Here is a 23,599-nt window from a genome sequence, read left to right as displayed (position 1 = left end):
ACTAATATGACAGTTCACTGACTACTTTTGAGAGATCCGGAGATCACCGGATGGAGCCATGAACTGGATCAAAGTCGCTTCGGCGCAAGAGCTGCAAAACGATGAAGCGAAGACCGTCAATGTCGCAGGCCGCGGCGTCGCGCTCTTTCGCATCGACGACGAGTTCTTCGCAACGGACAGCATGTGCACGCATGCCACCGCGCTGCTGGCGGATGGCTATGTCGAGGACGGTTGTGTCGAGTGCCCGCTGCACCAGGGCCGTTTCGACATTCGCACCGGCAAGGCGATGTGCGCGCCGGTCACCGTGGACCTGCGCACCCATGCCGTAAAGCAGGACGGCGATGACATCTACGTGATGTCGCCTGACCAGCCATGACCGCGCCCGGCGTCGTCATCGTGGGTGCCGGACAGGCTGCGGCCGTGGCTGCCCACGCACTGCGTGGACACGGCTATCGCGGACGCATCACGATGCTCGGGCGGGAGCGCCACAAGCCGTACGAGCGTCCTCCACTGTCCAAGGCCGTGCTGGTGGCACCCGAGGAGCCGGGCCTTGACGTCATTGCGCAGGATGCGTGGGAACGGGTCGACATCGATCTGCGAAGCAGCAACGAGGCGGTCGCGCTCGATCTCTCGGCCCGAGAAGTTCGCGTTGCCGACGGCCAGGTGCTCCCTTACGAGATGTGCCTGCTCGCCACAGGCGGCGAAGCACGCACACTGGCGTCCGCACCGCCGGGCCGATCGCACGTGCATTACGTGCGCACCATCGATGACGCGCGAAGGTTGCGCGCCGCCCTTCAGGGCAAGCCGCGGATCGCGATCCTGGGTGGCGGCTTTCTCGGCCTCGAGATCGCCAGTTCCGCGTTGGCGGCGGGTTCGGCCGTGACGGTGATCGAACGCGCCACATCCCTGCTTGATCGATTCCTTCCGCCGGAAGCGTCGGCCTGGCTCGAATCCGGTCTGCGGCAGGCTGGCGCGCGGCTCATGCTCGGCGCCGCGGTCGAACGCATCGACATCCTGCCGGAGGATCGCATGCGCCTGTCGACCCATGTCGGCGAACTGGAGGCCGACGAAATCGTCGTGGCCATCGGCCTCACGCCCAATGACGCACTGGCGCGCGATGCCGGCCTGGAGGTCGCCGCCGGCGGTGGCGTACTCGTCGACGCGCATTGCCGCACCAGCAACGAACACGTGTTCGCGTGTGGCGACTGCACCAGCCAGCAACGGCCCGGGTACGAGACGCCGACGCGCCTGGAATCCTGGCAGAACGCCAACGAGCAGGCACGCACCGCCGCTGCCGCCATGGTCGGTGCGACCGCACCCGCACCGGCGGTGCCCTGGTTCTGGACCGACCAGGGCGGGCACAACATCCAGATGCTGGGCCTGCCGGCCCCCGGTCTCGACTACGTACGCCGCGGCGATCCGAGCAACGGCAAGGCGCTGTGGATCGGACACCGCGGCGACGTGCCGCTGCACGGCGTGGCCATCAATGCCGGCACCGACCTCCGCGCCCTCCGGCCTCTCTTCGAACAGGGGAAGCCGGTCCTGCTCGACGAATTCCAGCAGGACGCCACCGATCTGCGTGCATGGGCCAAGCAGATGCGCGGCGGCGTGCGTTCCACCGTTCAACCACCCCTCAAAGCCTAAGGAGCATTCATGTATCAATCGCAGGCGGTCATCGGCATCACCAATGCCCGGAAGAACCCGCCCCTGGAGCAGTGCGTCTGGCCCGCGGACGCACTCAACAACATTCCGGACTGGGTCTACACCAGCCAGGCCATCTACGACCAGGAGATCGAGCGCATCTTCCGGGGCGACACCTGGAACTTCGTCGCGCTGGAAGCCGAGATCCCGAATCCCGGCGACTACAAGCGAGGCTATGTGGGCGCCACGGCGGTGGTGATCGTTCGCGCGGAAGACAACACGATTTCCGTCTTCGAGAACCGCTGCGCCCACCGCGGCGCCGAGTTCTGCCGCGCCAGCCACGGCAACGCGAAGGAGTTCGTCTGCCCTTACCACCAGTGGTCGTACGACCTTAAGGGCAATCTGCAGGGCGTCCCGTTCAAGCGCGGAATCAACAAGGTCGGCGGCATGCCACCGGACTTCAAGAATGACGAGCACGGCACCCGGCAACTGCGCGTGGCCACGCGCAACGGCGTGGTGTTCGCCACCTACTCCGACAAGACGCCGCCGCTGGAGGAGTACATGACCAAGGAGATCGTCGAGGAGTTCGACGTTCCGTTCTCGGGCAGGAAGCTCAAGGTCCTGGGCTATTGCCGCAACGAGCTTCCGTGCAACTGGAAGATGTACCACGAGAACCTCAAGGATCCGTACCACGCCACGCTGCTGCATTCATTCCTCGTGGTGTTCGGCCTTCTGGTGCCTGGCATCAAGTCGATCGTCTTCGCCGACAAGGAGCATGGCCGTCACGGCTACATGGCTTCGTCCAAGCCCGACCAGGTCTATGCCACGGTCGCCGCCGACGACAAGGCGGAAATGCGGTCGTTCAGCGACACCCTCCGGCTGCGCGACGAGCGCTTCCTGGACTACGTGCGCGAGTTCGACTCGCCCTGGTCCGCCAACATGATGACCATGTGGCCGAACCTGATCGTGCAGCGCCAGATGAACACGATGGGTGTGCGCCAGATCATTCCGAATGGCCCGAACAGCATGGTGATGCAGTGGACCATGTTCGGCTACGAGGACGACTCGCCCGAGATGACACGGCACCGCCTCCGGCAGGGCAACCTGATGGGACCCTCCGGCTTCCTGGGTCTCGAAGACAACGAGGCATTGAAGTTCGTCCAGGAGGGCATCCGCAATTCGTCCACCGACAACAACGTCGTCAAGCTCGATGCGGGCCACCAGGGAACGGCGCGCAACCTGATCTCGGAGTCGTGCATCCGCTCGCTCTACCAGTACTACCGGGGCGTCATGGGCATCCCCGTCGCGGAGGTGGCAGCATGAAAGAGTGGCTCGCCTACACCAGATGCACGATCCCGCCGCGCCGTGCAGCCGATCTGCGCGCAGAGATCGACTCCTTCCACGTCGAGTACTGCGCCGCCCTCGATGCCAACGACATCGAGCGCTGGCCCGAGTTCTTCAGCAAGGACGCGAGCTACCGGATCACCTCGCGCCAGAACGCGCTGCTCGGCATGCCCGTGGGCCTCATCTACTGCGAGGGCCTGGACATGATCACCGACCGCGCCCTGGCCGTGGCGCACTCGCAGATGTTCGCCCCCCGGCACATCCTGCATGTGCTGGGAATCACGCGTGTGCTGGAGGAGACGGGCGACACGATCAGCGCGCAGACACCCTTCATCCTGATGCAGACCCTGGTCGAGGGGCCTTCGACCGTGCATCTCGCGGGCATCTATCACGACCGCTTCGTCCGCGACGGTGAGCGGCTGCTCATCGCGAGCCGCGAGGTCGTGCACGACACAGAAATTCTGGACACGGCCCTGGCTTACCCGGCCTGAATGCATCAAGGACCCCAATGAATTCAACTCCCAAGATCGCGCTCGAAGAGCACTTCAGCGCCCCCGGATTCGACGCCTATTCCGCGAAGTACACGCGAGCGTTGCCGGCCGAGTTCGTCGCCCGGCTCGACGCCAGGCTGAGCGACTTCGACGACCAGCGCCTGGCCGAGATGGACGCCGGAAACATCGAATACGCCGTGCTGTCGCAGACGATGCCCGGCGTGCAGGCCGAGATCGACGGCGCCGCCGCCGTGCGGCGCGCACGCGAGAACAACGAGTTCCTCGCCGAGCGCGTCGCGCGACATCCGAAACGCTTCGGCGCCTTCGCGCATGTCGCGCTCCAGGACCCGGCTGCTGCAGCCCGGGAACTGGAGCGGACTGTCGCCGAGTACGGCTTCAAGGGCGCGCTGATCAACGGCCACACTCTGGGCCGCTACTACGAAGGCCGAGAGTTCGACGTGTTCTGGGAGCGTGCGGAAGCACTCGGCGTGCCCATCTATCTGCACCCCAACGCGTTCAGCCAGCCGCCGGCGTTGCTGGAGGGCATGCCTGTCCTTCAAGGGGCCACCTGGGGCTGGGGTGTGGAGACGGCCGGGCACGCACTGCGCCTGCTGTTCGGCGGGGTGTTCGACCGCTTCCCGCGGCTGACCCTCCTGCTGGGCCACATGGGCGAGGCGCTGCCGTATCAACGCTGGCGCATCGACAGCCGCTTCGCCGCGTACCCCTCGGGCATCACGCTGGCGCGCAAGCCCAGCGAGTACATCGGCAGCAACATCCTGATCACGACGTCTGGCGTGTGCTCCGCACCGGCACTGCTGGGCGCCCTCGGCGAGCTCGGCGCCGAGGCCGTGCTCTTCTCCGTGGACTACCCCTACGAGTCCACCGCCGAGGCCTGCACCTTCATCGAGGAGGCGCCGCTCGACGCGCGCACCCGCGAGCTGGTGTGCCATGGCAATGCCCGCCGGCTCTTCAGGCTGGGCAGCCCGCAGGACCTCGCACTCCTGCAGATCTGACACTTTCAAACCAAGGACGAAAAATGCCAGTCAGCGATTACCAAATGGTCAAGGCCTGGGACGCGGTTCTGAAGCTCAGCAAGGTGGAGCGCGGCCAGAAGGTCACGATCCTCAGCGGTCCCCACACCCATCCGCAGACGCTGCAGACCGCGACGATCGCGGCGCAGGCCGCGGGCGCGGTCGTCACCCGGATCGAGCTGCAGCCCATCAACGCGGAGAAGGCCACCAGCCGCGACCTGATGAACTATCTGGGGGAGACGCCCCTCACCAACAACCCGGTCGCGCTTGCGGCGATGAAGAACAGCGACATCGTCCTGGACCTGATGCTGCTGCTGTTCTCGCCCGAGCAGATGGAGATCCTGGAGTCGGGGACGAAGATCCTCCTGGCCGTCGAGCCACCGGAGGTGCTCGTCCGGGCAGTGCCCACCGAGGCCGATCGCGAACGCGTGCTCGCCGCATCGAGACTGCTCAAGTCCGCCCGGCGGATGCATGTCACCTCGCCGGCCGGCACGGACGTGACTTTCAAGCTTGGCGAGTTTCCGACCATCTCCGAGTACGGCTTCTGCGAGGAGCCGGGGCGGTGGGACCATTGGCCCAGCGGCTTCCTCTTCACCTTCGCCAATGAAGGCGGCAGCGACGGCACCATCGTGATCGACCGCGGCGACATCCTCCTGCCGCAGAAGAACTATGTCTCGGACAAGATCACCATGCACCTGCATGAAGGCTTCGTGCGCAGCATCGAAGGTGACGTCGATGCCGCCCTGCTTCGCGAGTTCATGGAGGCCTACAAGGACCCCGAGGCCTATGCCATTGCGCACATCGGCTGGGGAATGCAGCCGCGCTGCTACTGGCATACGTTGTCGCTGGTGGACCGCGAAGCCACATCGGGGCAGGACGCGCGTGCGTTCGAGGGCAACTTCCTGTTCTCGCTGGGCCCCAACAACGAGGCTGGAGGGCCTCGCACCACGCCTTGCCACCTCGACATTCCCTTGCGCAACTGCACGGTGAAGCTCGACGACGTCGTCGTGGTTCGTGACGGCAAGGTCATCGACGAGGCCTTCCGATGAGCGCCGATCCGGACGTCTACCAGAAGCAGGGCTTCGGCCACGCCGTCGCACCGAAGGCGCCCTACGCCCTGCTGATCATCGACTTCGTCAACGGATTCGCGGATCCGCTCACGTTCGGCGGCGGCAACATCGCGCCGGCCACCGAATGCACGCGCGGCCTGCTGGACGCGGCACGCGAGCGCGGATGGCCCATCGTCCACACGCGGGTCGTGTACCAGGACGACGGTGCCGACGCCAACATCTTCGCGCTCAAGGTACCGCCCATCCTGGCCCTGCGCGAGGACGCGCCGCAGAGCCAGATCGTGCCGCAGCTGCAGCCGGCCAGTGGCGAGCTCGTGCTGCGCAAGATCCACCCGTCGGCCTTCTTCGGTACTTCGCTGGCGTCCTGGTTGTCTCAGCGCGGCGTGCAGACCCTGTTGATCGCGGGATGCACCACCAGCGGGTGCGTCCGGGCCAGCGTGGTGGATGCCATGTGTCACGGCTTTCGCCCCCTGGTCGTGACGGACTGCGTGGGAGACCGGTCGCTGCAGGCGCACGAAGCCAACCTGTTCGACATGGAGCAGAAATACGCGACCTTGATGCCGCGCGATGCCGCCCTGCACGCCACCGAAGCAGCGCACGGCGTGCCTGCCTGAAGCCCACTGCTTCCCGCCCTCCCCCTTCCCCTTCCCCATCTCGTCGAAACCCGGGCGCCCGCCCCCCAGCAACCCCGCTACCTGGAGAAGAAAATGACCCCCAAACTCATAGCCGCGATCGCGGTCTCACTGGCGTCAATCGCGCTGCAAAGCCACGCCGACGTCATCAAGGTGGGTGTGATCGCCCCCATGTCCGGACCCTTCTCCGCGGTGGGGCAGACCTGGGAAGGAGCGACCAAGGCCTACCAGAAGCTCAACGGCACGACAGCGGGCGGACACACGATCGAGCTCATCTACCGCGACCTGCCGGAGATCAATCCGGCGCAGGCCAAGGCATTGGCGCAAGAGCTCATCATCAAGGATGGCGCCCAGTACATCGCCGGCCTGTATTTCACGCCGGACACCCTGGCAGTCGCTGCCCTCGCGCAGGAGGCGAAGGTGCCCGTCGTGATCTTCAATGCCTCGACCTCTTCGCTTCTTGACAGGTCCGCGTACCTGCTGCGCACCTCGTACACGCTGCCGCAGATGGCGGTGCCCGTGGCCAAGTACGCGCTCGAGAAGAACGTCAAGACCGTCGTGTCTCTCGTGAGCGACTTCGGGCCCGGCCTCGACGCGGAGAAGGCGTTCAACACCGAGTTCATCGCCGGCGGCGGCAAGCTGCTCGAAGCCATCCGTGCGCCGCTGAAGACCACAGACTTCGGCCCCCTGATGCAACGCGTGAAGGCGCTCAAGCCCGATGCGCTCTACGTCTTCGGTCCCGGCGGGCCGGCGACCTACGCCATGATCAAGGCCTACAACGAGGCGGGATTGCGGGCCGCGGGTGTGCGCTTCCTGGGCACGGCCGAGACGGACGAGGACCATCTGCGCGCGATCGGCCCCGAGCTGCTGGGGATCGAGACCGGCATGTTCTATTCGGCAACGCACAACTCGCCGTTGAACCATGCCGCCGTCAAGGCCCTGGCCGAGGTGGCCCCCAAGGCGATTCCGACCGTCCAGCTCGCGAATGCGTTCGACGGCCTGCATGTGATCTATCACATGGTCAAGGCGACGGACGGCAAGCGCGACGGGCCCAAGGCCCTCGCCGCTGCCAAAGGCTTTTCCTGGGAGAGCCCGCGCGGTCCGGTGAAGATCGACCCGGTATCCCGCGAGTTCGTGCAGAACGTCTACATGCGGGTGGTCGAGAAGGATTCCGCGGGACGCTTCGTCAACCGCGAGTTCCGCACCTTCGAGATGCAGCCCGACTATGGGCGCATCCAGGGCGCAGCCAAGTAGCGCAGAGACCGCAGCATGTCGTTTGCGCTTCTCAGCAGCATCCTGATCGACGGCGTCACGTACGCCATGATCCTGTTCATGATCACGGTCGGCCTGTCCATGACGATGGGTCTGATGCGTGTGGTGAACCTGGCCCATGGCGCCTTTGCGATGCTCGGCGGATTTCTCGCGGCGAGCATTCCGCAGCGCCTGGGCGTGCCCATCGGGCTGGGCTTCGTGCTGGCGATCGCCCTGGTGGCCGTCCTGGCCGTCCTCTTCGAGCGCACTCTGCTGCGCCATTTCTACCGGCGCGACGATCTCGACCAGATGCTGGTGACGATCGGACTGATGTTCGTCGCGACCGCAGCGGTCAACCTGATGTTCGGATCGTCCGTGACCTCCGTCGCGCTGCCCGAGGCATTTGGCGGCTCGGTGGACCTTGGCTTTCGCGCCATTCCCCGGCACCGGCTCATCGTCGTGGCCTGCGGACTGGCGGTGGTCGTCGTCCTGTGGCTGACCGTCGACCGGTCGTCCTTCGGCATCCGGGTGCGCGCCGCCGTGGACAACGCGCCCATCGCGCGGGCCATCGGCATCGACACGACGAAGATCTACGCAGCCACCTTTGCCATCGGCGCCGCGCTCGCGGCGCTGGGCGGCATTGCCGGCGCCGAGATGCTGCCGATGGAGCCGACCTACGCCTCCAAGTACCTCGTGATCCTCCTGGCCGTCGTCGCCGTGGGAGGAAACGGAAATCTTTTTGGCTCGTTCTTCGCAGCATTGCTGCTTGGCATCGTGGAGACCTCGATGAAGTACATGGTTCCGCAGCTCGCATCGGCTGCGTTCTTTCTGACGATGATCATCGTCCTGCTGCTCCGGCCTCAGGGGCTGTTCGGGAGGCAGGCATGAGTACGGTGATCCCGTCGATGACGCTGGCTGCGCCACCTCGCGCTCGCCCGTGGAAGCAGCTGCGTGCCGAGATCGTCCTGACGCTGGCGGGGCTTCTGGCCTTCATGCTGTTCCCGACGGACCTCGGGTTGCTGACCAACATGGCGACGATGTCGATCTTCGCGCTTTCACTGAGCCTCGTGCTGGGGCAGGCAGGCATCGCGACGCTCGGACAGGCCGCGCTGTACGGCACAGGAGCCTATGTCGCGGGCTGGACCGCGCTGTACCTGACGGCCGATCCGATCATCGGGCTGCTGCTCGGCGCAGTGGGCGGTGGCTTGATCGCGCTGCTCAGCGGCGCGGTGATGCTGCGCTCGACCAAGCTCACGCTGGTCATGCTGACCATCGCCGTGGCGCAGTTGCTGCTCGAACTCGCCAACTGGGCCAGATGGCTCACCGGCGGCGACGACGGACTTGCCGGATTCGAAGTTGCTCCGCTGTTCGGCATCTGGGAATTCAACTTCATGGGTCACACCGGCTACTTCTATGCGCTGGGCGCCCTGGTGCTGGTGTACTTCCTGGTGCGCAACCTGGTCGAGTCCCCCTTCGGCCTGACGGCCAGGGCGATACGGCAGGACCCGGGCCGCGTCCAGGCGCTGGGAGGCCGTGTCTACCTGCACCTTCTGGCCGTCTACACCGTCGGCGGCGTCGTGGCGGGCCTGGCGGGCGCACTGACCGCACAAACCAGCAAGGTGGCCAATCTCTTCATGCTGGACTTCACGACGTCCGCCGGTGTCGTGGTCATGATCGTCCTGGGTGGCACACGCCGCCTTGCCGGTGCGGTGCTCGGTACGGTCGCATACATGACCATCCACCACATCGCATCGACGTTGAATCCGTACCACTGGCTCTTCGTGATCGGCTCGATGCTGATCTTCGTGCTCGTCGTCCTGCCCGAAGGCCTGGTGGGACTTCCGGACCGCGCCGTGGCAGTTGCCAAGCGTCTGCGCCGCAGCGGAGGCACCCGATGACGCCGCGGTTGCACACCCACAACCTGTGCCACGCCTTCGGGGGCCTGGCTGTCACGCAGAACGTCACCCTTTCGCTGCCGCAGGGCGCTCGAACGGCACTGATCGGCCCGAACGGCGCGGGCAAGACCACGCTGGTCAACCTGCTCAGCGGCGCGATCCGGCCGCGGTCTGGCGACATCCAGCTCGACGGCCGCTCGATCGTGCAGCTGCCGCAGTACTCACGCGTGCGCAACGGCATCGTTCGCACGTTCCAGATCAGCCGCCTGTTCAAGGAGCTGACCGTCGAGGACAACGTCAAGGTCGCTGTGCTGCAGCGGCTGCGTGCCTCCATGCAGTGGTGGCCCTCCGCGCGGCGCTCGGCGCGCGTGCAAGAAGAGGTCCACGAGACCCTCGCCATGCTGGGCCTGCAGCCCTATGCGAACCGGGTGGTGGGGCGGCTGGCGCTCGGCGAGCAGCGGCTTGCCGAGATCGCGCTTGCGCTGGCCATGAAACCCGAAGTACTGCTTCTGGACGAGCCCGGCGCGGGCGTTCCGCAGGGAGAAGGCGGCCGCATCATGAGCGCCATCGAGCGCCTTCCGAAGGACCTGTCGGTCCTGCTCATCGAGCACGACATGGACCTGGTGTTCCGCTTCGCGACGCACATCATCGTCCTGGTGGCCGGCGCAGTGATGGTGGAGGGGACGCCGCAGGAAGTCGCGGCCAACGAACAAGTCAAGCAGATCTACTTCGGACGAGACGGTCACCATGCCTAGCACCCCCATGGAACTTCGGTTCGACGACGTCACCACCGGCTACGCCGGTGTGCCCGTGGTCGAGCATCTGAGCTTCCGCGTGCGCGAAGGCGAGCGCCTGGGGCTGATCGGGCGCAACGGCGCCGGCAAGACGACAACGCTGGCGACCGCGATGGGCCTGGCCGATCTGATGAAGGGGCGCGTTCATTTCGGCGGCCACGACATCAGCGGCGCCAGCACATTCGCTCGGGCCCGGGCCGGCCTGGGCTACGTACCGCAGAGCCGCGACATCTTCCCTTCGCTCACGGTGGAAGAGAACCTGCTGTCGGGCCTGCAGGGGCGCTCGGCCGCAACAGCCCTTCCCGAGGTCTATGCGTTGTTCCCACGGTTGAAGGAGCGGCGGCGCAACGGTGGCACCCAACTGTCGGGCGGCGAGCAGCAGATGCTCTCCGTGGCGCGGGCGCTCGTCGGGCAGCCGCGCATCCTCCTGCTCGACGAGCCGCTCGAGGGCCTGGCCCCGATGGTGCGCGAGGAACTGATGGACGCGATCGTGCGGATGAGCGACCAGCTGGGAGTCGGCTGCGTTCTCGTGGAACAGCACGTCGACGTCGTGCTCGACTTTTCCACCGACGTCATCGTGCTGGAACGCGGCCTTGCCGCCTATTCCGGCCCTGCAGTCGCGCTTCGTCAGGAAGAGGAACTGCTGAACCGCACCATCGGTATCCAGAAATGTTGAGGTCGATGCGCGCCATGCGGCAGCGGCGACGCCTGCCGTCGAAGGTCCGGGCCCTTCTCTGCAGCGGCGGCTGATCCATACCGCTGCGGTCCGCCATGCAGAACCTTCGCGCTTTTCTGAGTCCGCTGCGCGCTTTCGATGCGGTCTACCGGACCAAGGGCGTTTCTCGGGCGGCCCAGCTGCTTCACGTCACCCCCGGGGCCGTGAGTCAGCAGATCAAGCAGCTCGAGGCCGGCCTGGGCGTGCAGCTGCTCCAGAAGTCCGGCCGCGCGATCGAGTTCACGGCGGTGGGCGAGCGGTTTGCCCACCGCGTCTGCGATGCCTTCGACCGCCTCCAGGACGCGCTCGGCGACCTGGCCGACGACCAGAGGCAGAAGAAGCTGCGCCTCAAGGTGACGCCCAGCCTGGCCATCCGCTGGCTTGTTCCTCGCCTGCATGGCTTCTATGCCGAGCACCCCGACATCGCATTGGAAATTGCAACGATCGCCATCGCCGATGACGTGCGGCTCGAAGGCGCCGATTGCGCCATACGCCATGGCATGGGCGAATGGGCCGACGTCGAGCTGGACCATCTCTTCGACGACGAGTTCGTCCCGGTCTGCGCACCGGGCCAGGCCGGGCATCTGCAGGTGCCTCGCGACCTGCTGCAGGCCAACCTGCTGCACTCCATGATGCGACCACAGGCGTGGCCGCTCTGGTTCGGTTCTGCCGGCGTGGCCGACCCCGCTCGCCCGCGCGGCATCACGCTGGCGAACGCCGCGCTGTGCTATCAGGCTGCTGCGGACGGGCTGGGTGTCGCAATGGCGCAGCGCGCCTATGTCGCAGACGACCTGCGCACGGGTCGACTGGTCGTTGCCGTCGATCACTCGGCGCGGACGGAACTTGGCTACTACCTTGTCTGCGACCCGATCAAGGCCGCCACGGCGCCAGTGCAGCTCTTCAGAGACTGGATCCGGACGGTCCGCTAGGCGCGCTGCGACACCGCTAGTCGGCCTTGAAGCCCGAGGCCCTGACGACAGGCTCCCAGAATGCCCGCATCTCGCCGAACCTTGCACGGGCATCGGCGGGCGAGCTTCCGGTGTTCACGAAACCGAGCGTCCGGATCTTCTTCGCAAACTGATCGGCTGCGGCCGCCCTTCGCACGGCATCACTCCATTCGGCGATGACGGGTGCCGGCGTGCCAGGCGCCAGGCAGATGGCCAGCACGCCGACCGTGGTGAGCTCCTTGCGACCCAGCTCGGAGAAGGTCGGCACGTCCGGCAGGAGCGCGGAGCGCTGGGCCGAGGTGACGGCAAGCACGCGCAGCTTGCCGGCCTCGTGGTGCTGCGCGAAGTCCCCGACCGTGGACGTGCCCGCGGCAATATTGGCGCCGGCCAGGTTCACGCTCATCGGGGCTGCGCCTTGGAAAGGGACGTCCTGCAGCGGCGTACCGATGATCTTGCCGATCTGCAGCCCCAGGAAATGCGTAGGACCGCCAGATGCCGCATGACCGAAGTTGGCACCTTCGGGATGTGCGCGCACCCATTGCGCATATTCGCCGAAGGTCTTCACGGGCGATGAGGAAGGAACGGCCAGCGCCATCGCAAACTCGACCACCGTCGATACCGGCAGGATGTCCCGCTGCGGGTCGTAGTTGAGCTTGTTGAAGACGAAGGGATAGATCGACGCAAGGAAGTCGGGACACAGCATGGCGACGCTGCCGTCTGTGGGGGCGGCGCGCATCGCATCGATGGCGATTTTTCCTCCGGCGCCCGGCTTGTTCTCCACCACCACTGGACGGTGGAGGGAGTCATGCAGCTGATCTGCCAGCGCACGCGTCACCACGTCGAGAGTGCCGCCGGCAGAAAAGCCCACCAGTATCCTGGCCGGTGGCCGACCGGCTTGCTGAGCGACGACCGGCGGTGCGCCGAGGAAGGCCGCGATGGCGAGTGCGAGGCTACAGCGCAAGAAAGCCGGGGGTGTCTTCACGGGGTGCTCCAGGAGGAAGGTCGGATCGGCTGTCCGAATGCAGGCCGATTCGGGTGGCGCGGACAAGCGGTGACGTCTTCGTCGGCCCCTGCCGTACTTCAGGCGAAGAACTCAGCGGCCCCGGAACACCGGAGCGCGCTTCTCGGCGAAGGCGCGGCGTCCCTCAAGCCGGTCCTCGCTGTCTCGCAGCAGCCCGAAGGCCTGGCGTTCCAGCGCCAGCCCGCCGGCCAGAGGCAGCTCTCGCCCATTCATCGCGAGCCGCTTGGCGGCCGTCATCGCCAGCGGGGCATTGGCCGCCATCGCGCGTGCGATCCGGGTGGCTGTGTCCTGCAACGCCGGAAGCGGCACCACCTTGCTGACCAGGCCGATCCGCAGTGCCTCGGCGGCATCGATGCGCTCACCCGTCAGCAGCATCCACATGGCATCGGACTGACCCACCGCGCGGATCAGGCGCTGCGTGCCGCCCGCCCCCGGGATGCTGCCGACCCGCACCTCCGGCAGGCCGAACTGGGCGTTGTCCGAGCAGATGCGGATATCTGCCAGCAGGGCCAGCTCGAGTCCGCCGCCGAGGGCATAGCCGTTGATCGCCGCCACGACGGGCTTGTCGGTGTGAAGCGTGCCGAAGTTGAAGTGCCGGCTGCCGCCGCGAAAGACTTCCCGGGCGACGCCATCGGCTGACGGCATCGTCTTCTTGAGGTCCGCACCCGTGCAGAAGGCACGCTCACCCGCACCGGTGAGCACGAGCACGCGGACGTCCTCGTTGTTGGAGACCTCATCCCAGATGCTGAGCAACTGCTCGTTGGATTCCGGGTCGATGGCGTTCATGGCCTCGGGCCGATTCAGCGTGACGACGGCGACGCCATCCTGGACTGTGTAGATGATGGGCATGGGTATCGTTCTTCAGGTGTGAGAAGGGCTGGCCGGCGCCACCGCGTCGATGGCTGCGGCTGGCATGCCCAGCCCGGCGAGCACCTCGCGCGTGTGCTCGCCGAGCGTCGGCGCGGCGCGGCGCGCTGCCGGCCGCTCGCCCACCGCGCCGAGCACGCTGCGGGTCAACGTCAACGCGCCGGCGACGGGATGCTGCACGCGCTCCGCAAGTTCCGCCTCGACAAAGGCGTGGGACTGCGACACCTCGGCATAGTCGTTGATGGGGCCGCAGATGATGTCCACCGCGGCAAACTTCTCCAGCCAGTAGGCGCGTGGATGCGGGACCATGTGCATCTGCAGCAAGTCCAGCAGCGCCTGGCGGTGCTGCAACCGGCTCCTGTTCTCGGCGAAGCGCGGATCGCAGGCGAGTTCCGGTGCACCGATGACGGTGCACAGGGCCTGCCACCGGGCGGGGTGATAGGCCGCCACCATGATCCACCCGTCGGCGCAGCGCAGCGCCTCGTTGGGCGTCGAATACGGGGCCGCGTTGCCCTGCGGCCCGGGCACGGCGCCGTCCGCGAAGTAGGACGCGAAGCTCACGTGCTGCAGCGCGATGGCGCTGGCGAACATGCTGGCCTCGACGTGCTGACCCTTGCCGGTGCGTAGCCGGTCCTGAAGAGCGGCCAGCACCGAGATGGCCGCAAGCGATCCGGTGACCAGGTCGACGACCGGCACCGGCACCTTGCACGGCTCGCCATCTGGCGCGCCAGTGACGCTCATCAGACCGCTCACGGCCTGCAGCACGCCATCCACACCGGGCAAGTCCTTGCTGGCACCCTGCTGGCCGTAGGCCGAAACCGAGCAGTAGATGAGCCGCGGGTTGTCCGCGGACACCGTGGCGTAGTCCAGCCCGAAGCGCGCCATCACGCCGGGACGGAAACTCTCGACCAGCACATCGGCCTGCGCGATCAGTTCCTGCGCAGCCTTCCGGTGCGACGGTTGCTTCAGGTCCAGCACGATGCCGCGCTTGTTGCGATTCAGCGCCAGGAACGGGACGCCCTCCCCGTTGACCCATGGTGAAAGGGCGCGGGAGAGATCGCCGCTGGGCGCCTCGACCTTCACCACATCGGCGCCGAGGTCGGCCAGACACAACGTGCAGGTCGGACCGGCCATGACCTGGGTGAAGTCGATGACCCTCAAGCCCTGGAGAGCGTTTGCCAGCATCCTAGGAACCCATCTGGATGTTGTTGGCGCGAATGACCGGCTCCCATTTGGCCCGTTCCGATCGCAACATACGGCGGTACTCGTCCCGAGTCACCGCCATGGGCTCCAGCCCCGCCGCGGTGAGCGCTGTGCGGACGTCGTGATCCTGGACGGCCTTGGTGATGCCGGCATGCAGGCGTTCCACGACAGGCTGTGGCACACCGCTCGCCACACAGATGTCGTACCAGTAACTCGCGTCATACCCGGCGAGTCCGCCTTCGGCCAGCGTCGGTATGTCGGGGGCCAGCCCGGAGCGTCGCGAGCTTCCCACGCCGAGAACCTTCAACTGACCGCTTCGGGCGAACTGAATTGCCGTCGACAGCCCGACGATGGCCAACGGCAGGTGCCCACCGACGACATCCTGAACGGCGGGCGCAGTGCCGCGATAGCCCACGTGCGTCATCTGCAGACCTGCCATCGAGGCGAACAGCACCCCGGCAAGATGATGTGGCGTTGCGGGACCCGGCGTGCCGAAACTCAATCCAGGGTGCTGCTTCGCATAGGCGATGAGCTCGGCCACGTTTCCAGCGGGCACCTTGTTGCTCGCGACCAGAACAATCGGCACGCTCGCCAGCGGTGCGACCTGCACCAGTTCTGTCGCAGCATCGAATGGCAGTTTGCTGTTGAGAAGGTTCAGCAGCGACGTGACGCCGGAGCCTGTCGTCAACACGTATCCATCAGGCTTGCTGCGCAGGAGCTCGATGTATGCCAGTGCAGCCCCGGCCCCCGGCTTGTTTTCGACGACGATCGGTTGAGCCCACTGTTCGCTGAGCTTCTTCATCACCACACGCGCCGCCAGATCAGTGCCTCCACCGGCGGTGTAGGGCACCAGCAATCGCAGCGGCCGGGCCGGGTACTCCTGCGCAAACGCCGAGGCCGCCGATGCTGGCCCCAGCGCAGCGAGAGACTTGATAAGTGTTCTGCGATTCATTCCGGCCCTGCCGATGTCGTTGGGCTTCAGACGGAAGGACTGCTCAGACTGCGGCCGCCACAGACGTACAGCAGCTGGCCCGTGACGTAGCTCGACCCGGGTTCCGCAAAGAAGCGCACCGCACGGGCGATGTCCTGGGGCTGGCCGATGCGCTCCATGGGCACGGTCTTGTGCAGGCTCTGCCGCACGTCCTCGGTGAGCGTGGCGAACAGCGGCGTCTCCACGATGCCAGGCGCCACAGCGTTGACGGTGATGCCTTTGCGCGCATATTCGAGCGCCAGCGAGCGTGTCAGGCTCACCACGGCGCCCTTGGAGGCCGAGTAGGCCGCCTGGCCGCGGTTGCCCAGCCATGCGCGAGAACCGATGTTGATGATGCGTCCGAAGCGGTTCTGCGCCATCTGCGAAAGGACCGCCTTCGCGCAGATGAACTGGGAGTTCAGGTTGATCTCGATCACGCGGCTCCAGAACGCGAGATCCATCTTGGAGACCAGCTTGTCGCCGCCGATGCCGGCGTTGTTGACCAGGACGTCGATGCGTTCATGCGACGCCAGCAGCCGAGCCACCGCCGCCTCCACCTGGTCCACGGAACTGACGTCGACCTTGAAGGTGCTCACGTCCGCCCCTTCGCTCGACAACGTCCGCCTGGCCTCCTCCAGCGCGGCATCGTCGAAGTCCCAGAGTGCGAGGCGGCACCCCGCCTGTGCCAGCTCGCGCGCAATGCCAAGGCCGATGCCCTTGGCGCCACCGGTCACGACGGCGACGAGGCCGTGCAGCGAGGTGGGCGTGATGATGTCTGTCGGGTTCATGGAGAGGGCCATCACAGCGAAAGAATGTTGATCGAGCAGGCGGCGTGGTCGACGCCCCAGATACCGCCGCCGGTGACCTGCGTGAGGCCGATGCGTGCGTCCTGCACCTGGCGCGCGCCGGCACGGCCTTGCAGTTGTTCGCAGACTTCCACCACCTGTGCGACACCGGTCGCACCCGGCGGGTGCCCCTTGGCGATCAGTCCGCCGCTGGGGTTGACCGGCACGCGGCCGCCCAGAGCGGTTGCGCCGCTCCTCAGCAGGCTTGCCGCTTCGCCGCGCTTGCAGAGACCAAGCGCCTCGTAGTACAGCAGCTCGGAAATGGTGAACGCGTCGTGCACTTCCAGCAGGCTGAGGTCCTCAGGCCCGATGCCGGCCTGCTCGTAGGCCAGCCTGGCGGCACGCGCGGTGATCTCGGCCTCGGTCATGTCGACCGGTGTGGTTTCGAACAAGCCCGACTGCACCACGGACGCCAGAACACGCACCGGCTTGGCGACGCCCCTGGAGGGTTTGGTCGTGAGCACGAGGGCGGCGGCGCCGTCCACCACGGCGGGGCAGCACTGCAGCAGCGTGAGCGGCTCGGCCACGGGACGCGACGCCAGAACCTCGTCGCGGCTCGCGAGCTTGGCAAACTTGGCGATGGGATTCAGGACGCCATGCTTGCGGTTCTTGACCGAGATGTCCGCCAGCGTCGTCAGGTCGAGGCCGTGGTCGTGCATGTAGCGCCGGGCCCGCATGGCGTACAGGGCGGGCATGATCATGCCGCGTCGGTTGTTCCAGTCCTTCTGGCTGAGTTGCAGCGGGCCACCGCCCAGGCTGCTCAGATGGTCCATGCCGAACACCACCACGGTGTCGTACTGGCCGACCTTGAGCGCCTGCAGTGCGAGATTCAGCGCGGTGGCTCCGCTGGAGCAGGCGTTGTCCACGTTGTAGACCGCGCCGCCGCTGGCGTGCAGTTCGCGCAAGGCGCGCTGCCCGGGCAGCATCGCGCCGAGCGCGTTGCCGCAGTAGAACGCCTGCACCTCGGACAGCGGTGTGCCGGCATCGGCCAGCGCATCGAGGATGGCCGCCTGGGCCATGGCCTCTTCGGTCAGCTCGGGAAAGCGACCGAAGTCAGTGATGCCGACGCCGGTGATCAGTGGTTGCTTCATGGGGCATCACTCCTGGAATGCATAGTCGGGCGTGCCGTCCGGCAACGCGAAGGGAACCACCCGAAGGCGGGCGCCGATGGCAGGCGGCTCGGCGTCATACAGCAGCCGACCAAACGCACGCACACCCGGTTCGAAGTCGACCATGGCGAGGCCATAGGGCTGCTTCTCCTTGCCGGGATGCACGATCGTGAAGCTGTAGAGAGACCCGACGGGCCCGAGCTCGACGACTTCGACCGGTTGGTCGCCATGGGTGAATTCGATCGGCGGGAACTGGGCTGGCTGCCCGCCTACCTGGGTGGCGACAAGCACCATGCCGCCGGGGGCTTCACGGAAGGGGGATTCCGTTCGCTTGATGATCTTCAAAGGGGTCTCCTGTCCGTGGGGAGTTCGTCACAACGGGGAAAAGTATCGAGACCCGAATGCCTGCAGTCATTGGACTTCTGCTAGGCACTGTTTAGTGGCGCTAAAGCATCCGGAGCGTTTAGCCGGCCTAAAGAGAAGCCAGAAAAGCTCAAAGGACAGGCACCCTTTGGCGCCGCATACTGGATCGATGAAAGAACAAGTTCGCGTCCCCGTCACCCTGATGCGCGGTGGCACCAGCAAGGCCGTCTTCCTGTCGCAGCACGATGTGCCCAGCGATCCGCACGAGCGTCATCGCTTTCTTCTGGCTCTGTTCGGAAGTCCGGATGTGCGTCAGATCGATGGGCTCGGAGGCGCCGACATCCTGACGAGCAAGTGCGCCATCATTGGGCCGCCGTCGCGGCCGGACGCGGACATCGACTACACCTTCGTGCAGGTGGGCATCGATCAACCCACCCTCAGCTTCGAGATCGTCTGCGGCAACATCTCATCGGCCACGGGCGTCTATGCCTTGCAGGAAAAGCTGATCCCCGTGCACGAGCCCGTCACCACCGTGCGGGTGCACAACACGAACACCGGAAAGATCCTGCGCATGGCCGTGCAGTGCGCCGACGGCGAGCCGCGCGTGGAAGGCGACAGCGAGGTGGACGGCGTGCCCGGCACCGGCGCAGAAGTGGCGCTGGACTATTCGGACACGAGCGGCTCCACCACCGGCAAGCTTCTGCCTACAGGGCAGGCCCGCGATTGGGTCCACCTATCGAAGCTTGGGCGCGAAATTCCGGTGTCCGTGGTCGATGTCGGTACCGCCTGCGTTTTCATTCGAGCGGCGGATCTGGGCATCACCGGTACAGAGTTGCCGGGCCAGCTCAGCGCAGACATCTATGAGATGGCCGAGGAGGTCAGGCGCTGGGCCGTGGAACGCTGCAACCTTCCCTCGTCAGGGTTCTTGACGCCCTACCAGATCCTCATCAGCGAAGCACAGGACTACCGGACCATCGCCGGCGACCGCGTCGTGAACTCGTCGGAGGTCGATTTCGTTGCCCGCATGGTGCTCAACGGTGGCGCGATGCACAAGGCGTTCCCCGGCGGCGGCTCGGTCTGCCTTTCGGTGGCGGCGCAGATTGCGGGGACGATTCCCGCCGAAGCGCGAGGCACGCACGCCGGACCGGCGCGCATCCGGATCGGGCACCCGAGCGGCGTGCTCAAGATCTATGCGAACGTCGAACATGTGGGCGGCGACGAATGGACGGTTCGGGAGGTCCACTTCACACGCACGGCCCGGCGGCTGTTCGACGGCACGGCCTATGTGCGGCGATCGCGCCTCGGGATGGACGCACGGGACGACAACGCCGTGCAGGCCGTCGCGGTGGGGTCGGCGTCATGAATGGCGGGGATCTTTTCTCGCTGCAGGGGCGCACGGCACTCATCACCGGCGGTTCGCGAGGCATCGGACGCATGATCGCCGAGGGCTTTCTCGCTCATGGCGCCCGCGTCTATATCACTGCGCGAAAGGCCGAGGCCTGCAATCTGGCAGCGCAGGAGCTCGCCAGCGCAGGCCACTGCGTTTCGTTGCCGCACGACGTGTCCACCGTCGCAGGCTGCCAAGCCGTGGCCGACGCCTACGGGCGGCATGAGTCGACGCTCGACATCCTGGTCAACAACGCCGGCACGGCCTGGGGAGAGGATTTCGACGCCTTTCCCGAAGGCGGCTGGGACAAGGTGGTCGATCTGAACCTCAAGACGCCCTTCTTCCTGACCAAGGCGCTGGCCCAACCGATGCGCGCCGCAGCCCAGGCGCGTGTCGGGAAGATCATCAACATCGCTTCCACCGACGGCATCGGGCTCAATCCTCAGGAAAACTATTCCTACGTCGCCAGCAAGGCGGGGCTGATTCACCTGACACGGCGGATGGCGATGCGCCTGGCACAGGACAACATTGCGGTCACCGCCATTGCGCCAGGCGCGTTTCCGTCCGAGATGAACCGCAATGCCCGCGACCATGGAGAAGCGCTGTCGGAGCACATTCCCGCAAGACGCATCGGCACGCCTGACGACATCGCAGGCGCCGCCATCTTCCTGGCCTCGCGCGCCGGCGACTACGTGATGGGCGCCACCCTCGTGGTGGACGGCGGCGTGGCCCACGCGCGCCCCTACCGCTGAATTCCGGAGACGGAACGCGGCTGCGTTCACGCAGGCACCGCGTGCGGCCAGCAGATGAAAGTCCCCTGAAGGCCCTCATCCTCCGGCCATCAGCCGGTCATTGATGTACGTGGCCGGAGGCTTGCCAAAGGCCTTCTTGAACATCGTGATGAAGGCCGAGGGCGACTCATAGCCAAGGTCGTAGGCGACCTGCTGCACGGTCGCGCCGCCAGACAGCTCACGAAGCGCGACCATCATGTGCAGTTGGCGTCGCCACCGCCCGAAGCTCAGGCCGGTCTGCGACGTGCAAAGGCGATTCAACGTCCGCTCGCTCATGCCGAGATGGCGGGCCCAATCCGCCTGGGTACGGCGGTCAGACGGGTCTCGCATCATGGCTCGCGAGACCTGCCGCAGGCGGGTGTCCTCAGGCAAAGGCAGCGAGACCTCTTCTGCGGGCATGGCGCAGAGTTGGTCCAGCAGCACCCGCGCCAGCCGGTCCGTCGGCCCGCCGGCCTCATAGGAGGGCGGCTGCGCTGCCAAGTACTGAATCATCTCGCTGAGCATCGGGCTGATGCGCAGGGTGCAGCAACTGGCGGGCAAGGGCGCCGCCTCGCGCGCGACGAACAGGTAATAGATGACCGCGTTGGCCGTGCCGTGGTTGCTGTGCGGTGTACCGCCCGGAATCCACACGCCCGCCTGGGGCGGAACCATCCACATCGCACCGGGCACGTCGCACGAGACCGCCCCGCGCAGCGCCATCACCAGCTGGCCGGAGCGATGCCTGTGAACCGGAACCTCGCGCTCGCGTTCCTGGACGTCCACACGATGTGCCATGACCGGCACCGACGGCTCGTAGTGCAGGTCGAGGCTGGCGCGAGACGTCGGACGGACCGGCCGACTCACCCTGGATGACCGAAAAAAGAAATCATCTGTCCAAGTTTACGATTTCTGACGAGTTTGCCGATGCCTAGCATCTCTACATGCAAACCATTCTCAACAACGACGGGGCCGCATCGACCGTGTCGAACCCGCTCTCCAGGGGTGCCGCATGACCGCGTGGCCCGCTTTCTCAAGGCAGGAGTGGCTCTTTTCGCTCAAGAGCTTTGCCGCGGCCATGCTCGCGCTGTACCTGTCCAGCCGTTTCGGGCTGCCGCGGCCCTTCTGGTCCATGATGACCGCGTACATCGTGGCCCACCCCCTGGCGGGCCATGTGCGCTCGAAGTCGCTGTACCGCCTGTGCGGCACTTTGCTGGGGTGCGCAGCCACGGTGGTGCTGATTCCATCGCTGTCGGGGGCGCCTGTGCTTCTGTCGCTTGCCCTGGCGCTGTGGGTTGGCGCGTGCCTCTGCCTGTCGCTGATGGACCGAAGCGCGCGCTCCTATGCGTTCATGCTCGGAGGCTACTCTGCGGCCCTGATCGGTTTTCCGCTGGTGGACGCACCCGCGTCGATGTTCGACACCGCCGTCGCCCGGACCGAGGAGATCGCGCTCGGCATCGTCTGCGCGAGCCTGGTGCACAGCATCGTGTTACCCGCCAGCCTTGCGCCTTCGCTTCTTGGGCTTGTCGACCGCACGCTGGGCGACGTGCGCCGATGGGCCGGCGACCTGCTGAGCCCGGATACCGACGATGAGCTTCGGGCGCGGCTGGCGCAGGACAGGCGGCGCATCGCCACCGACATCACCCAGTTGCGCCTGCTGGCCACCCACGTGCCCTTTGATACCAGCGGCCTGCGATGGACCCACCATGCCGTGGGCGAGCTGCACGATGGCCTTGCGGCACTCACACCTTCGCTTTCGGCCCTGGAGGACCAGCTCGCCGGCTTGCGCGATGCAACGGGCGGCGTGCCCAACCGCATCGCACGGGCCATGGCACAAAACAGCGCCGGCCTCGGCGCCGACGTGTCGACCGGCGCCTTGGACGGCGTTCGGGAGGCGGCGCGACTGGAGGGCGCCGACCAGCGGAACTCTTCCTGGGTGCGTTCGCTGAACATCGGCGTGGCCGCCCACGTCGACGAACTGGTCGCCGGATGGCGCCGGTGCCACGCGCTTCGCGTCGACATTGCCGCCGGTCTGGCTGGCCATGCACCACATCCGAAGCGAGGAAAGCCTTCGCGGCCTTCCGTCCTTCACGTGGACCGAGGCCTGGCGATGCGTTCTGCGTTCACCGTGGTGCTGTCCACCTGCACTGCATGCGCGGCTTGGATATTCAGCGGCTGGCGGGCGGGATCGTCGATGGCCATGGCGGCAGCGATCTTCTGCAGTTTCTTCGCGACCATGGACGACCCTTTGCCGGGCATGCACAAGTTCCTGGTCGCGCTGCTGTGGTCGATGCCCGTGTCGGCCTTCTACATCCTCGGCGTCATGCCGCTGGCGCACGACTTCGGCATGCTGGTGCTTTGTATCGCGCCGCTGTTCCTGGTCGTGGGCGGCTACCTCGCTCGTCCAGCAAGCAGCCTCACGGCCCTGGGCATGTTTTTCGGCGTGGCCGGCACGCTGGCCCTGCACGACATCGCCAGTGCCGACTGGGTCAGCTTTCTCGAGAGCAATCTGGCGCTCTTCGCCGGTGCCCTGATCGCCGCGCGCGTCACCGCCATCGTGCGCAGCGTGAGCAGCGAATGGAGTGGGCGGCGCATCCACCGGGCCACCTGGCGCGACCTTGCCGGGATGGCCGGCACGGCGGCACGGCCAGGACCCGCATTGGCGCGTGACGCATTCGCCGGCCGCATGCTGGACCGGATCGCGCTGCTGGTCCCGCGCACGGCCGGCAGCGCCGCAGATCACGGCGGCCAGGCGGCGCAGCTCGCCATGCGCGAACTTCGCTTGGGCGCGAGCGTCGCCGTCCTTCGGCAGCAGCGCCACCTGCTGCCCGAAACGCCGGTGCGCGAGCTGCTGGTCGGCCTTGAGCGCGCGTTCCTCGCCCAAGCCACGGAGTCGCCGCGGCGGCTCGACGCGCTGTTGCCGGTTATCGACCGGCTGCTGGCTCTTTGCCTTGCGAGCACCGCATGCGAGCCCGCTGTGTCGGCCCTCGTGGGGTTGCGCAGGGACCTCTTTCCTTCAGCGCCTTCGGACCTCCAACCATGATCGAGACCAGCGTTTTCGGCATCTACGTTCCCGGTCTGCTCCTGCTCGCCGGAGGCGCCATGGCATGCGCCTGGTGGGTTCGCCGCCTGCTGTCGCTCGTGGGTGCCTACCGGTGGGTGTGGCACCCGCCGCTTTTCGACCTGGGGCTGTATCTCCTGTCGCTCTATGCGTTGGTCAGGCTGACCGGCGCCCTCTCCTCCTGAACCGACCCGT

25 protein-coding genes are annotated in these 23,599 nt (G+C 66.4%); 17 read left to right on the top strand and 8 right to left on the bottom strand.

Annotated features, from left to right (window positions below):
* Nucleotides 1–58 precede the first annotated feature (58 nt).
* The 13 genes from L0984_RS14860 to L0984_RS14800 all read left to right on the top strand — a co-directional run bounded on the left by L0984_RS14860 (nucleotide 59) and on the right by L0984_RS14800 (nucleotide 11,793).
* The gene (locus tag L0984_RS14860) at nucleotides 59–376 is read left to right on the top strand and encodes a non-heme iron oxygenase ferredoxin subunit (RefSeq protein WP_234194381.1); all 318 of its coding nucleotides are present in this window, start codon (nucleotides 59–61) and stop codon (nucleotides 374–376) included.
* A complete protein-coding gene (locus L0984_RS14855; RefSeq protein WP_234194380.1) occupies nucleotides 373–1,644 on the top strand; it encodes an NAD(P)/FAD-dependent oxidoreductase in 1,272 nt (423 codons plus the stop codon). Before L0984_RS14860 ends, L0984_RS14855 begins: the two co-directional genes overlap by 4 nt.
* A 9-nt stretch (nucleotides 1,645–1,653) precedes the next feature.
* On the top strand, nucleotides 1,654–2,964 hold the full coding sequence (locus L0984_RS14850; RefSeq protein ID WP_234194379.1) for an aromatic ring-hydroxylating oxygenase subunit alpha: 1,311 nt from the start codon (nucleotides 1,654–1,656) through the stop codon (nucleotides 2,962–2,964).
* Nucleotides 2,961–3,476 (top strand): aromatic-ring-hydroxylating dioxygenase subunit beta, encoded by a 516-nt coding sequence (locus L0984_RS14845; protein ID WP_234194378.1) that lies wholly within the window; start codon nucleotides 2,961–2,963, stop codon nucleotides 3,474–3,476. Before L0984_RS14850 ends, L0984_RS14845 begins: the two co-directional genes overlap by 4 nt.
* 17 nt (nucleotides 3,477–3,493) lie before the next feature.
* Nucleotides 3,494–4,489, top strand: coding sequence for an amidohydrolase family protein (locus tag L0984_RS14840; RefSeq protein WP_234194377.1), 996 nt, complete (start codon nucleotides 3,494–3,496; stop codon nucleotides 4,487–4,489).
* A gap of 23 nt (nucleotides 4,490–4,512) precedes the next feature.
* On the top strand, nucleotides 4,513–5,556 hold the full coding sequence (locus tag L0984_RS14835) for a 2,5-dihydroxypyridine 5,6-dioxygenase (RefSeq protein WP_234194376.1): 1,044 nt from the start codon (nucleotides 4,513–4,515) through the stop codon (nucleotides 5,554–5,556).
* Nucleotides 5,553–6,191, top strand: a complete 639-nt coding sequence (locus L0984_RS14830) for an isochorismatase family protein (RefSeq protein WP_234194375.1) — start codon at nucleotides 5,553–5,555, stop codon at nucleotides 6,189–6,191. The genes L0984_RS14835 and L0984_RS14830 overlap by 4 nt, the downstream gene beginning before the upstream one ends.
* 93 nt (nucleotides 6,192–6,284) lie before the next feature.
* Nucleotides 6,285–7,463, top strand: a complete 1,179-nt coding sequence (locus L0984_RS14825) for an ABC transporter substrate-binding protein (protein ID WP_234194374.1) — start codon at nucleotides 6,285–6,287, stop codon at nucleotides 7,461–7,463.
* A gap of 15 nt (nucleotides 7,464–7,478) precedes the next feature.
* Nucleotides 7,479–8,348, top strand: a complete 870-nt coding sequence (locus L0984_RS14820; protein WP_017758656.1) for a branched-chain amino acid ABC transporter permease — start codon at nucleotides 7,479–7,481, stop codon at nucleotides 8,346–8,348.
* A complete protein-coding gene (locus L0984_RS14815; RefSeq protein WP_234194373.1) occupies nucleotides 8,345–9,358 on the top strand; it encodes a branched-chain amino acid ABC transporter permease in 1,014 nt (337 codons plus the stop codon). Before L0984_RS14820 ends, L0984_RS14815 begins: the two co-directional genes overlap by 4 nt.
* Nucleotides 9,355–10,110, top strand: a complete 756-nt coding sequence (locus tag L0984_RS14810; RefSeq protein WP_234194372.1) for an ABC transporter ATP-binding protein — start codon at nucleotides 9,355–9,357, stop codon at nucleotides 10,108–10,110. Before L0984_RS14815 ends, L0984_RS14810 begins: the two co-directional genes overlap by 4 nt.
* A 7-nt stretch (nucleotides 10,111–10,117) precedes the next feature.
* On the top strand, nucleotides 10,118–10,825 hold the full coding sequence (locus tag L0984_RS14805) for an ABC transporter ATP-binding protein (protein ID WP_234194371.1): 708 nt from the start codon (nucleotides 10,118–10,120) through the stop codon (nucleotides 10,823–10,825).
* 95 nt (nucleotides 10,826–10,920) lie between these two features.
* Entirely contained in the window at nucleotides 10,921–11,793 is an 873-nt protein-coding gene (locus L0984_RS14800) for a LysR substrate-binding domain-containing protein (RefSeq protein WP_234194370.1), read from the top strand.
* 16 nt (nucleotides 11,794–11,809) lie between these two features.
* Here L0984_RS14800 and L0984_RS14795 read toward each other — a convergent pair whose 3' ends face one another.
* From L0984_RS14795 to L0984_RS14765, 7 genes are all read right to left on the bottom strand, one after another.
* A complete protein-coding gene (locus L0984_RS14795) occupies nucleotides 11,810–12,793 on the bottom strand; it encodes a Bug family tripartite tricarboxylate transporter substrate binding protein (protein ID WP_234194369.1) in 984 nt (327 codons plus the stop codon).
* A gap of 111 nt (nucleotides 12,794–12,904) precedes the next feature.
* Complete coding sequence (locus tag L0984_RS14790) at nucleotides 12,905–13,681, bottom strand: enoyl-CoA hydratase/isomerase family protein (RefSeq protein WP_234194368.1); 777 nt, start codon at nucleotides 13,679–13,681, stop codon at nucleotides 12,905–12,907.
* A 12-nt stretch (nucleotides 13,682–13,693) separates the two neighbouring features.
* Entirely contained in the window at nucleotides 13,694–14,860 is a 1,167-nt protein-coding gene (locus L0984_RS14785) for a CaiB/BaiF CoA transferase family protein (RefSeq protein WP_234194367.1), read from the bottom strand.
* 25 nt (nucleotides 14,861–14,885) lie between these two features.
* A complete protein-coding gene (locus L0984_RS14780) occupies nucleotides 14,886–15,854 on the bottom strand; it encodes a Bug family tripartite tricarboxylate transporter substrate binding protein (RefSeq protein WP_234194366.1) in 969 nt (322 codons plus the stop codon).
* Nucleotides 15,855–15,880: 26 nt separating this feature from the next.
* A complete protein-coding gene (locus L0984_RS14775; protein WP_234194365.1) occupies nucleotides 15,881–16,660 on the bottom strand; it encodes an SDR family NAD(P)-dependent oxidoreductase in 780 nt (259 codons plus the stop codon).
* A gap of 11 nt (nucleotides 16,661–16,671) precedes the next feature.
* Complete coding sequence (locus tag L0984_RS14770; protein ID WP_234194364.1) at nucleotides 16,672–17,808, bottom strand: thiolase family protein; 1,137 nt, start codon at nucleotides 17,806–17,808, stop codon at nucleotides 16,672–16,674.
* Between the two features lie 6 nt (nucleotides 17,809–17,814).
* Complete coding sequence (locus L0984_RS14765; RefSeq protein ID WP_234194363.1) at nucleotides 17,815–18,171, bottom strand: Zn-ribbon domain-containing OB-fold protein; 357 nt, start codon at nucleotides 18,169–18,171, stop codon at nucleotides 17,815–17,817.
* 187 nt (nucleotides 18,172–18,358) lie between these two features.
* Here L0984_RS14765 and L0984_RS14760 point away from each other — a divergent pair, with 187 nt between their 5' ends.
* Together L0984_RS14760 and L0984_RS14755 are read left to right on the top strand one after the other, a co-directional pair.
* Complete coding sequence (locus L0984_RS14760) at nucleotides 18,359–19,552, top strand: 2-methylaconitate cis-trans isomerase PrpF family protein (protein ID WP_234194362.1); 1,194 nt, start codon at nucleotides 18,359–18,361, stop codon at nucleotides 19,550–19,552.
* A complete protein-coding gene (locus L0984_RS14755; RefSeq protein ID WP_234194361.1) occupies nucleotides 19,549–20,328 on the top strand; it encodes an SDR family oxidoreductase in 780 nt (259 codons plus the stop codon). The genes L0984_RS14760 and L0984_RS14755 overlap by 4 nt, the downstream gene beginning before the upstream one ends.
* Nucleotides 20,329–20,403: 75 nt before the next feature.
* Here L0984_RS14755 and L0984_RS14750 read toward each other — a convergent pair whose 3' ends face one another.
* Nucleotides 20,404–21,141, bottom strand: a complete 738-nt coding sequence (locus L0984_RS14750; protein WP_234194360.1) for an AraC family transcriptional regulator — start codon at nucleotides 21,139–21,141, stop codon at nucleotides 20,404–20,406.
* 214 nt (nucleotides 21,142–21,355) lie between these two features.
* Here L0984_RS14750 and L0984_RS14745 point away from each other — a divergent pair, with 214 nt between their 5' ends.
* Both L0984_RS14745 and L0984_RS14740 read left to right on the top strand, forming a co-directional pair.
* Nucleotides 21,356–23,386 carry an FUSC family protein gene (locus tag L0984_RS14745; RefSeq protein WP_234194359.1) on the top strand — a complete coding sequence of 677 codons (2,031 nt, stop codon included), beginning with the start codon at nucleotides 21,356–21,358 and terminating at the stop codon, nucleotides 23,384–23,386.
* Nucleotides 23,383–23,589 carry a DUF1656 domain-containing protein gene (locus L0984_RS14740; protein ID WP_076512038.1) on the top strand — a complete coding sequence of 69 codons (207 nt, stop codon included), beginning with the start codon at nucleotides 23,383–23,385 and terminating at the stop codon, nucleotides 23,587–23,589. Before L0984_RS14745 ends, L0984_RS14740 begins: the two co-directional genes overlap by 4 nt.
* The last annotated feature ends 10 nt before the right edge of the window (nucleotides 23,590–23,599 follow it).

It is taken from the genome of Pseudacidovorax sp. NFM-22, assembly GCF_021401245.1.
Lineage (GTDB): Bacteria > Pseudomonadota > Gammaproteobacteria > Burkholderiales > Burkholderiaceae_C > Xenophilus.
The sequence above is the reverse complement of the archived record's forward strand: the minus strand, read 5'-3'. Positions and strand labels throughout refer to the sequence as shown.